We start from the raw sequence: 9,932 nt of genomic DNA, 5'->3' as shown, positions 1-9,932 counted from the left end.
TTTTTTTTGTGAGGCCGGGGGCTGTCTGCCCCCGGACCCCCGAGGATTTGGATCCATTTGGAAGAGGGGTTACGCCAGCATCATCATGGGGTTTTCGAGATTGTCCTTGATGGCGCTGAGCAGCTGCGCGCCCAAGGCACCGTCGATGACGCGGTGATCGACAGAGAGGGTGACGGACATGACCGTGGCGACGGCGAGCTCCCCATCTTTGCCGACGACGGGTTTCTTGACCCCTGCGCCGACGGCCAAAATCGCGCCATGGGGTGGGTTGATGACCGCATCGAAGTTGTCGATTCCGAACATGCCGAGGTTCGAGATGGCGAAGCTGCCGCCCTGATATTCATGCGGCGCAAGCTTGCGGTCGCGTGCACGGGTGGCGAGGTCTTTCATCTCTGCCGAGAGGGTCGAGAGCGATTTCATCTCGGCGTCTTTCAGTACTGGCGTGAACAGGCCGCCCTCGATGGCCACGGCGACGGCCACATCCGAGGGCTTGAGCTTGAGGATGCGATCACCGGCCCAGACCGCATTGGCGTCAGACACGGTTTGCAGCGCCAGCGCACAGGCTTTGATGATGAAGTCGTTGACCGACAGCTTCACGTCGCGGGCTTCGAGTTGTTTGTTCAGCTCACCGCGGAACTTCAGAAGCGCGTCGAGCTCGATGTCGCGGCGCAGGTAGAAATGCGGGATCGACTGTTTGGCTTCGGTCAGGCGCGCGGCGATGGTCTTGCGCATGCCGTTGAGGGAGATTTCCTCGAACGCGCGGCCTTCGTAGATTTTCATCACGGCGTCGGCGGAAGGGCCGGCGGCAGGGGCCGCTGTGGCTGCCGGTGCGCTGGCGGTTTGCGTGCTTTCGGCCGGTTTGGCTTTGGCGCTACCGGCGGAGGCTGCCTCCACATCTGCTTTTATGATGCGACCATGCGGGCCAGAGCCGGAGAGTTCGGTCAGGTCCACGCCTTTGTCTGCCGCGATGCGACGGGCCAGCGGTGTCACAAACAGCCGTTTGCCGTCACTGCCCTTGGGCGCGGCGGGGGCGGATGTGCCTGTGTCATTGGCGTCGCTTTCGCCGCGGCCGTAGCCTTTTTCAGGGGCCGCGTCTTGGTCGGCGGCATCTTCCTTGGCGCTGTCCTTGGCATCCGGGGCGGAGGCGCTGGTATCAATGTCTGATGCCTCTTCGCCCTCTTCCAGCAGCACGGCGATGGGGGTGTTCACCTTGACGCCTTCGCTGCCGTCACCGATCAGGATCTTGCCGATGGTGCCTTCGTCGACGGCTTCGAATTCCATCGTCGCCTTGTCGGTTTCAATCTCGCACAGGATATCACCGGAGGAGACGCTATCCCCTTCGGAGACAAGCCATTTCGCCAGCGTGCCTTCTTCCATCGTGGGGCTGAGGGCGGGCATGAGGATTTCTATGGGCATGTGGACCGCTCCTTACTTGTAGGTGACTTTTTTGACCGCCGCGATAACCTCGTCCGTGGTGACAAGCGCCAGTTTTTCGAGATTTGCGGCATAGGGCATGGGCACATCTTTGCCGGTGCAGTTGATCACCGGCGCATCCAGATAGTCAAAGGCTTCCTGCATGATCACGCTTGAGATGTAGTTCCCGACGGAGCCTTGTGGCCAGCCCTCTTCGACGGTGACAAGGCGGTTGGTCTTCATCACCGACTTGATGATGCTGGCGGTGTCCATCGGGCGCAGGGTGCGCAGGTCGATGACTTCGGCGTCGATGCCTTCTTCGGCCAGCTTTTCAGCGGCTTCCAGCGCATAGGTCATGCCGATGCCAAAGCTGACGATCGTGACATCCGTGCCCTCGCGCCAGATGCGGGCCTTGCCGAAGGGGACGGTATAATCCTCGACATCGGGCACATCGAAGGATTTGCCGTACATGATTTCATTTTCAAGGAAAACGACGGGGTTGGGGTCGCGGATCGCGGTTTTCATCAAGCCTTTGGCATCGGAGGCAGAGTAGGGCATCGCCACCTTGAGGCCGGGGATCTGCATGTACCACGCGGCGTAATCCTGGCTGTGCTGCGCGCCGACACGGGCCGCGGCACCGTTTGGTCCGCGGAAGACCATTGGCGCGCCCATCTGACCGCCGGACATATAAAGCGTTTTCGCGGCGGAGTTCAGGATGTGGTCGATCGCCTGCATGGCAAAGTTCCAGGTCATGAATTCGACGATGGGGCGCAGCCCGCCAAAGGCGGCACCCACACCGATACCGGCAAACCCGTGTTCGGTAATCGGCGTGTCGATGATCCGCTTGGCCCCGAATTCGTCCAGCAAGCCTTGGGAAATTTTATAGGCACCTTCGTATTCGGCAACTTCCTCGCCCATCAGGAACACATCTTCGTCACGGCGCATTTCTTCGGCCATAGCATCGCGCAGGGCCTCGCGCACCGTCTGCTGTTTCAGCTTGGTGCCTTCGGGCCAGTCGGGGGTGGTGTCGGTTTCTGGGGCTTTCGGGGCCTCGGCGTCGGGCTTGGCGGCGGCGGGCGCTTTGTCGGATTTGGCGTCGTCGCTGTCGTCGGCCTTGGCCTGTGTCGCCGGTGCGGCGCTGGACGCGCTGTCGATGTCAGAGGCGTCTTCGCCTTCTTCCAGCAGCACGGCAATAGGGGTGTTAACCTTGACGCCTTCGGTGCCGGCGTCGATCAGGATCTTGCCGATGGTGCCTTCGTCGACGGCTTCGAATTCCATCGTGGCCTTGTCAGTTTCGATCTCGGCCATGATGTCACCCGAGGACACGGTGTCGCCCTCTTTGACCAGCCATTTGGCAAGCGTGCCTTCTTCCATTGTGGGGCTCAGTGCGGGCATGAGAATTTCGATTGCCATGGTTCAAGCCTCCTGTGGGACTTCGGTTGCGTAGATATCTGTCCAAAGCTCTTCCGCCGCGGGTTCGGGGCTTTCTTTGGCAAACTCCGCGCTTGCGTTAACGATTTCCTTGATCTCTTTGTCGATCGCTTTCAGATCGTCCTCGCTGGCGTGTTTATGTTCCAGCAGAATGTTGCGCACCTGTTCGATGGGGTCGCGTTCGTCGCGCATCTTCTGCACTTCTTCGCGGGTCCGGTATTTGGCCGGGTCCGACATGGAATGCCCGCGATAGCGGTATGTCTTGATTTCCAGAATATAGGGGCCGTCGCCCGAGCGGCAGTGTTTCACCGCGCGTTCGCCCGCGTCCTTGACCGCCAGCACATCCATGCCATCCACCGCTTCGCCGGGGATGCCGAAAGCCTTGCCGCGTTCCCAGATCTCAGCGCTGGAGGTAGAGCGCTGCTGCGAGGTGCCCATGGCGTATTGGTTGTTTTCGATGATGAAAATCACCGGCAGTTTCCACAGGGCGGCCATGTTGAACGTCTCGTAGACCTGACCCTGGTTCGCGGCACCATCCCCGAAATAGGTAAAGGTAACATTGTCGTTGCCTTTATATTTGTCCGCAAAGGCGATGCCCGCGCCAAGGGGGACGTTCGCGCCTACGATGCCGTGGCCGCCATAGAATTTCTTTTCCTTAGAGAACATATGCATGGACCCGCCCTTACCGCGGGAATAGCCGCCTTCGCGGCCGGTGAGTTCGGCCATCACCCCGTCGGGGTTCATGCCGCAGGCCAGCATATGCCCGTGGTCGCGGTAGGTGGTGATGCGGCTGTCGCCGTCCTTGGCCGTGGCTTCAAGCCCGACAACCACCGCTTCTTGTCCGATATAAAGGTGGCAAAAACCACCGATCAGCCCCATGCCGTAAAGCTGGCCCGCTTTTTCCTCGAACCGCCGGATCAGCAGCATATCGCGATAATAGGCCTTGAGCTCTTCGGCGCTGGCGTTTGTCTTTTTCGTCGGTTTCTGGGCAGCCATGGGGCAATTCCTCCGTAGTTTGTCCCGCGCACGCGCAAAATAGTTTAGCGTTAAACTATCTCTTATCGGATTCGAGCAATGATGGCGAGAGGCATTTACAAGTCACGCAATACCCTGCTGGCGGGGCGTGAATTTTTTATGACGCTGCGGGGGATTATGACGGATGATGCGCGGGTATCAGCGGATCACGATTTCATCGGCGCGGATCATCCCCAGCACCTTGCGGGTCTGTTCGTCCAGCAGGTCGAGATCAAGATATTCGTCAGACAGACGATGGGTCAGGTTCTCCATCCGTGCCACATCAATCTGCACCTGTGCAAGCTGTACCCGCAGATCCTGCGCTTCGGCCACGATCTCGGCGCGGCGGAACAGGCCGTAGTTCCCCTGAATCGCCGCGAAAGCGAAATAGAGGCTCAGCGCGAAGGCGATCGCGAAAAACAAGAGAGTGCCAAAAGCGGGTTTGCTGCTGCGGTTCATGTATCTGCCTTTAATCGTCTCTTAGTGGACGTTCCCCCAGTATGACACAGGTGATTCGCGAAGGGAATCCCCCGTCTTGCGATTGGCAAGAAAATGTTCATCTTTTTAGGGGGTTGGGCAAGGATGTCGCATATCTTTTCCGCCAGTCGCATCGCTGTGCCACGACTGGCGGGGGATAAGGTCAGGCGTCCAGCGCGGCGACGCCGGGGAGGGTCTTGCCTTCCATCCATTCAAGGAAAGCACCGCCCGCGGTGGAGATATAGGTGAAATCATCCGCCGCACCTGCCTGGTTCAACGCGGCCACGGTGTCGCCACCGCCCGCCACCGAGATCAGCGCGCCGTCGCGTGTCAGCGCAGCCGCTGCCTTGGCCGCGGCGACGGTTGCGGTGTCGAAGGGGGCGATCTCGAACGCGCCCATGGGGCCATTCCAGATCAGTGTTTTCAGGCCGTCAAACGCGTCTTTGACCAGTTCAACTGTCTTTGGGCCTGCGTCCAGTACCATCTGGTCCGCTGCCAGTACGGTATCGGCCCCAAGGGCTGCGACCTCATGCGCGGCATGGGCGGCGAATTCACGTGCGACAAGCCCATCTACGGGCAGCAAAACGCGGCAGCCGGCCTTTTCCGCCTGTGCCAGAATATCCTTGGCGGTGTCGTAAAAATCGGGTTCAGACAGGGACTTGCCCAGATCTGCGCCTTGTGCGCCCAGAAACGTATTGGCCATGCCGCCCCCGATCACCAACAGATCCAGCCGGTTCACGAGGTTTTCCAACAGTTCGATCTTGGTCGATACTTTGGCACCGCCCACCACCGCGCCGACGGGGCGTTTCGGAGTGGCCAGCGCGGCCTCAAGCGCCGAAAGCTCGGCCTGCATCAAACGGCCCGCACAAGAGGGCAAGAGCCGCGCGACCCCTTCGGTCGACGCATGGGCGCGGTGCGCGGCAGAGAAGGCATCATTGCAATAGATATCGCCCAAACCGGCCAGACGTTTGGCAAAATCGGGGTCGTTCTCGGTCTCGCCCGGATAGAAACGGATGTTTTCGAGCAGCAATACATCGGCGGCGTTGATCTCTTCGGTGCCCGCCTCGGCGGCCTCGAGCGTTTCGGCCAGCACGACTTTGCGGCCCAAGGCATCCTCCAGCGCGGGGAGGACGACACGCAGGCTCAGATCCTGCACGCGCTTCCCCTTGGGGCGGCCAAAATGCGCCAGCAACACAGGGGTGCCACCTTGTTCCAGAATGTCGCGCAGGGTGGGGATGATCCGCTGGATGCGGGTGTCGTCCGTTACCTTGCCGTTTTCAACCGGCACGTTGATATCCACGCGCACCAGAACCCGCTTGCCGCGCAGGTCCATGTCATCCAATGCTTTCCAGCCCATCTTGTCCCTCGTGTAAAACCACAATTTCCGTCGTGTTTTGCCGTTATTGCCGTCAGGGTCAATGGACCCGCTTGGCAATTGCGCTTGCACGTCCTAGGTAATTGCCAACGAAATTCTTAAAGGAGACCGGCATGGCCGAGATCAAAGACCCCGAAAACACGATCCTGATGGAACTGAAGGGCGGCACTGTCACCATCCAGCTGTTGCCTGATGTGGCCCCCAAACATGTAGAGCGTATGAAGGAACTGGCCCGCGCCGGTAAATACGACAACGTGGCCTTTCACCGCGTGATCGAAGGGTTCATGGCGCAGACGGGCGACGTGGCCAACGGCAACATGGAAGACAATTTCAACCTGCGCGCCGCGGGGACCGGTGGGTCGGACATGCCGAACCTGCCAGCCGAATTCTCCAAAGTGCCACACGCCCGTGGCAGCATCGGTGCCGCGCGTTCCGCCAACCCTGATAGCGCGAACAGCCAGTTCTTCATCAACTTCAAAGACAACGACTTCTTGAACGGTCAATACACCGTTTACGGTCAGGTCATCTCGGGGATGGAGCATGTGGACGCGATCACCCGTGGCGAGCCGCCAGCGAACCCTGATCGCATGATCAGCGTCAAGGTTGCCGCTGATGCGTAATCTGATTGCAGCAGGCGTTGCCTCTGCCGTGATGGCAGGGGCGGCTTTCGCGGATGGTCTGGCGATCACCGTGGATGGCGAAGCGCAAGGCACCATCAAGATCGATCTGGCCGAAGACGTGGCCCCCGCGCATGTGGCACGGCTGAAAGAGCTGGCCGAAACAGGGGCATACGATGGCGTGGTGTTTCACCGCGTGATCGACGGTTTCATGGCGCAGACCGGTGACGTTGAATTTGGCAAGGCCGGTAGGGACACAGGCCGCGCGGGCATGGGCGGTTCCGACTTGCCCGATCTGCCTGCCGAATTCTCGGACATCCCCTTTGACCGCGGTGTTGTCGGCATGGCTCGCAGCCAAAGCCCGGATTCCGCGAACTCGCAGTTCTTTATCATGTTTGACCAGGGGCACTTCCTGAACGGGCAATACACCGTTGTGGGCAAAGTGACCGAAGGGCTGGACGTGCTGGACGCGATCAAGCGTGGGACCGGCGGCAACGGCGCTGTCACCGGCACGCCGGACCGTATGGTCGAGGTCAAGGTGACCGAATAATCATCGCGTAGGGCAGGGGTGCTTGCGCCTTTGCCCCGCTTTGGTCGCGCAGCACTTCGCAGTCGAAGATTTTGATATCACAACGAAAAAGGGCGTCGCAGCAGTGCGACGCCCTTTTACATTCATCACCCTTGTCCGATCAGGACGCCGGGTTCGGCTTTTGTGCAGGGGCGGATTTCGCGCCGGGGTTCAGCGGGTCGTCCTGACGCTGAACGGAGCCTTCGAAATGCGCACCGGATTCGATGGCGATGGTTTTGTGGATGATGTCGCCTTCGACGCGGGCGGTCGATGTCAGGCGGACTTTCAAACCGCGCACGCGGCCCACGATGCGGCCGTTGATCACAACGTCATCGGCGATCACTTCGCCTTTGATGGTCGCGGTTTCGCCGATGGTCAGCAGGTGGGCGCGAATGTCGCCTTCCACGGTGCCTTCAACCTGGATGTCGCCGGTTGTTTTCAGGTTGCCGGTGATGTGCAGATCGGAGGACAGCACGGAGGCAGGTGGTTTTGCCTTGGGCGCGCTGGCCTTGAATTCGCTTTGCTTGGGCGCAGCCGGTGCAGAGGATGACGGTGCAGCGGTGCTGGACGTGTCTGCGTCGGACTTAGGAGCGGGATCATTGATTTTGCTTTTAGAAAACATCGTTTGCAGCCTTGATAAAGATCATTGGATTTACAGCCTTGCCACCGACACGGACTTCGTAATGCAGGTGGACACCAGTAGACCGTCCTGATGTTCCCATATCACCTATCCGCTGTCCGCGCGATACCCTTTGGCCGACTTTTACGCGCAATTTAGACATGTGTGCGTAACGTGTCTCGACCCCGAATTCATGTTGGATTTTAACCAGTCGCCCGTAGCCAGAGCTCCAGCCCGCGTGGGTCACAACCCCTTCGGCGGTGGAGTGGATGGGCGTGCCCATACCGGCGGCGAAATCTGTCCCGCTGTGCATCCGGCGGCCCCCCGTCTTGGGATCGCGGCGGTAGCCGAACGGGCTGCTGAAGCGGAAGGAGGATTTCAGCGGGTTCGCAAAGGGCGCTTTTTGCGCGGCAATGCGGTACATGTTCAGCTTGTCCATCTGGCCAAGCAGACGGTTGGCGCGCAGGGTGTCGGGGGAAGGAGCCTCCCCCCGTGTGGAAAAGCTTAACGGCATCAGCGGGCCACCCTGACCGGAATAACCGCGGCGCACTGTGGCCAGCATCCGGTCGGTNNTCGCGGCGATAGCCGAACTGGCTGGTGAAGCGGAAAGCGTTTTTAACCGGGTTCGCGAAGGGCGCCTTTTCGGCGGCGATCCGGTAGAGGTTCAGCCGGTCCATCTGGCCCAGCAGCTTGTTCGCGCGCAGCGTGTCGGGGCTCAGTTCTTCGCCGCGGGTGGTGAAGGAGAGCGGCGTCATCGGGCCACCTTGGCCGGAATAGCCACGGCGCACGGTGGCGAGGATACGGTCGGTCGGCATGCCCGCGCTGCGGAACATTTTATCAAGCGGCGCAACAGAGACGGTCATCGCCTCTTCAAGCTGGCGGAAAATCGCGTCGTTCTGTTCGCGCATCAAGGCCAGCTTCTGGTTCAGTTCATCCGCCTGGATCAGCGCGTCTTGCGCATCAATCACCACCTGATCGCGTTCGGCGGCGGTACGCTCAAGCGCCTCTGCCAGCAGGGAAATCGGGGCGGAGGACCCGTTGGCAGCGCGTGTCGCTTTACCTTCGCCGGCGGCGGCCCCTTCCAGTTCGGCGACCTGGGTGCGCGCAGCTTCGCGGTCTTTCATCGTGTCGCGCAGGGTGCTTTGAATGACTTCGATGCCGGTCTCAAGCTCGCGGCGGCGCGTCTCGGATTGCAGCAGCTCGGACTGCATGACCGAAATCTGCTTCAGCGCGGCGTTAAACCGCTCCTGCGCGGCGACGGCCTCTTCCGCGCGCCCATTGCGCTGCGCTGAAAGATCGCTCAACCGGGCCTGATAGGTACGTTGGTCGCGTTTGGCTTGTTCGCGAAAATTGCCCGACCCGATGCTGTCCATCAGGATCACGGCGGTGGCGACGATCGACCAGGCCACAAACAAGGAGGCCCCGGTGAAGACGAAAAGCTGGGTAACGGGGCGCAGGCGGATAAAGCGTGTGTCGGTATCGGATTTCAGAAAAACGCGGCGTTCGGGAAAAAACCGTTCAAGCGCCGAATGAATTTTGATCGCAAACCTTGTCCGCACGCGTGGTATCCTTGTTCCGTCCCTGTCACAGCACGCAAGGCCCCCACCGCGCGCTGATTGTCACCCGCCGTGCTTAGCCAGTGGGGGTCCGTCGGGCAACCCTTCAGACTTTCCCACCGGCGGTTAATGAAAGTTTAACGACAAATTTGGCAATAAATTGCCGATTCAACGGTTTGGAGGGCGAATATTTTAAACACTCTCGGTCAACGGCCAGTAGAAATCCGGTGGAATCCCGGCCTCTGCCCGCTTCTCTTCGTTGAACGGGGGCTTGAGAACACCGTGGAAATAGGTGCGCACCAGATCGTGGAACGCCTCTTTCGGGTCAAGCTCGTGGCGCCCGCACAGGAAGTGGAACCACTTTGACCCATAGGCCACATGCGCGACCTCTTCGGTGTAAATCACCTCAAGCGCGTCGACGGCCTGCGTGGCCTTGGCGCTTTTGAACACCTGAATCATATTGGGCGTCACATCGAGCCCGCGCGCCTCGAGCACCATAGGCACAACGGCGAGGCGACCCATGAAATCATCCACCGTATCCTCGGCAGCGCGCCACATACCGGCATGGGCGGGCAAGGCCCCGTAGTGGCTGCCCAAAGCTTCAAGACAATCGCACATCAGATTGAAATGTTTGGATTCATCGTCAGCGGCGCTGACCCAATCATCGTAAAATCCCATGGGCATTTTAACATCGGTAAAGCGCGCAATAATGTCCCAGTGCAGATCAACCGCGTTCAATTCGATATGGGCCACGGCGTGCAGCAAGGCGATGCGCCCTTCGGGCGATCCGGGCTTGCGGTGGGGGACATCGCGGGGCGACAAAAGTTCTGGCTGGTCGGGGCGGGCGGGGCGCAACGGCGGG

The 9,932-nt window shown here is 60.2% G+C and carries 9 protein-coding genes and 1 pseudogene; 2 read left to right on the top strand and 8 right to left on the bottom strand.

From position 1 onward, the window contains the following. Positions 1 to 69: 69 nt before the first annotated feature. The 5 genes from B3849_RS07900 to B3849_RS07880 form a co-directional block, all read right to left on the bottom strand. Positions 70 to 1,416 (bottom strand): pyruvate dehydrogenase complex dihydrolipoamide acetyltransferase, encoded by a 1,347-nt coding sequence (locus B3849_RS07900; RefSeq protein WP_286779999.1) that lies wholly within the window; start codon positions 1,414 to 1,416, stop codon positions 70 to 72. 12 nt (positions 1,417 to 1,428) lie between these two features. Continuing rightward, the gene (locus B3849_RS07895) at positions 1,429 to 2,826 is read right to left on the bottom strand and encodes a pyruvate dehydrogenase complex E1 component subunit beta (RefSeq protein ID WP_278426004.1); all 1,398 of its coding nucleotides are present in this window, start codon (positions 2,824 to 2,826) and stop codon (positions 1,429 to 1,431) included. Positions 2,827 to 2,829: 3 nt separating this feature from the next. Then, positions 2,830 to 3,840, bottom strand: coding sequence for a pyruvate dehydrogenase (acetyl-transferring) E1 component subunit alpha (pdhA, locus tag B3849_RS07890; protein ID WP_005852939.1), 1,011 nt, complete (start codon positions 3,838 to 3,840; stop codon positions 2,830 to 2,832). A 177-nt stretch (positions 3,841 to 4,017) separates the two neighbouring features. After that, the gene (locus tag B3849_RS07885) at positions 4,018 to 4,317 is read right to left on the bottom strand and encodes an FtsB family cell division protein (protein WP_005852941.1); all 300 of its coding nucleotides are present in this window, start codon (positions 4,315 to 4,317) and stop codon (positions 4,018 to 4,020) included. 181 nt (positions 4,318 to 4,498) lie between these two features. Then, positions 4,499 to 5,692, bottom strand: a complete 1,194-nt coding sequence (locus tag B3849_RS07880; RefSeq protein ID WP_286779998.1) for a phosphoglycerate kinase — start codon at positions 5,690 to 5,692, stop codon at positions 4,499 to 4,501. Between the two features lie 131 nt (positions 5,693 to 5,823). On the opposite strand from B3849_RS07880, the gene B3849_RS07875 reads away from it, so the two are divergent. Both B3849_RS07875 and B3849_RS07870 read left to right on the top strand, forming a co-directional pair. After that, positions 5,824 to 6,330: a peptidylprolyl isomerase gene (locus tag B3849_RS07875; protein WP_009826761.1), complete on the top strand. Its 507-nt coding sequence runs from the start codon at positions 5,824 to 5,826 to the stop codon at positions 6,328 to 6,330. Continuing rightward, positions 6,323 to 6,877 carry a peptidylprolyl isomerase gene (locus tag B3849_RS07870; RefSeq protein ID WP_286779997.1) on the top strand — a complete coding sequence of 185 codons (555 nt, stop codon included), beginning with the start codon at positions 6,323 to 6,325 and terminating at the stop codon, positions 6,875 to 6,877. Before B3849_RS07875 ends, B3849_RS07870 begins: the two co-directional genes overlap by 8 nt. 139 nt (positions 6,878 to 7,016) lie before the next feature. On the opposite strand, the gene B3849_RS07865 is transcribed toward B3849_RS07870, so the two are convergent. From B3849_RS07865 to B3849_RS07850, 3 genes and pseudogenes are all read right to left on the bottom strand, one after another. Beyond that, positions 7,017 to 7,517 carry a bactofilin family protein gene (locus tag B3849_RS07865; RefSeq protein ID WP_005852949.1) on the bottom strand — a complete coding sequence of 167 codons (501 nt, stop codon included), beginning with the start codon at positions 7,515 to 7,517 and terminating at the stop codon, positions 7,017 to 7,019. After that, a pseudogene (locus B3849_RS17660) lies at positions 7,507 to 9,073 on the bottom strand (DUF5930 domain-containing protein). The gene B3849_RS07865 and the pseudogene B3849_RS17660 overlap by 11 nt, the downstream one beginning before the upstream one ends. Positions 9,074 to 9,262: 189 nt before the next feature. Continuing rightward, positions 9,263 to 9,932 (bottom strand): ferritin-like domain-containing protein (locus B3849_RS07850; protein WP_286779995.1); only part of this gene is annotated, 670 nt, incomplete at its 5' end.

Source organism: Sulfitobacter sp. UBA4523, from assembly GCF_002388305.1.
Taxonomy (GTDB): Bacteria; Pseudomonadota; Alphaproteobacteria; order Rhodobacterales; family Rhodobacteraceae; genus Sulfitobacter; species Sulfitobacter pontiacus.
This window is presented reverse-complemented; position numbering and strand designations above follow the sequence as displayed.

Coding starts and splice junctions, on each gene's coding strand:
- B3849_RS07900 (WP_286779999.1), bottom strand. CDS start 1,416: ATGCCCATAGAAATCCTCATGCCCGCCCTCAGCCCCACGATGGAAGAA.
- B3849_RS07895 (WP_278426004.1), bottom strand. CDS start 2,826: ATGGCAATCGAAATTCTCATGCCCGCACTGAGCCCCACAATGGAAGAA.
- pdhA (WP_005852939.1), bottom strand. CDS start 3,840: ATGGCTGCCCAGAAACCGACGAAAAAGACAAACGCCAGCGCCGAAGAG.
- B3849_RS07885 (WP_005852941.1), bottom strand. CDS start 4,317: ATGAACCGCAGCAGCAAACCCGCTTTTGGCACTCTCTTGTTTTTCGCG.
- B3849_RS07880 (WP_286779998.1), bottom strand. CDS start 5,692: ATGGGCTGGAAAGCATTGGATGACATGGACCTGCGCGGCAAGCGGGTT.
- B3849_RS07875 (WP_009826761.1), top strand. CDS start 5,824: ATGGCCGAGATCAAAGACCCCGAAAACACGATCCTGATGGAACTGAAG.
- B3849_RS07870 (WP_286779997.1), top strand. CDS start 6,323: ATGCGTAATCTGATTGCAGCAGGCGTTGCCTCTGCCGTGATGGCAGGG.
- B3849_RS07865 (WP_005852949.1), bottom strand. CDS start 7,517: ATGTTTTCTAAAAGCAAAATCAATGATCCCGCTCCTAAGTCCGACGCA.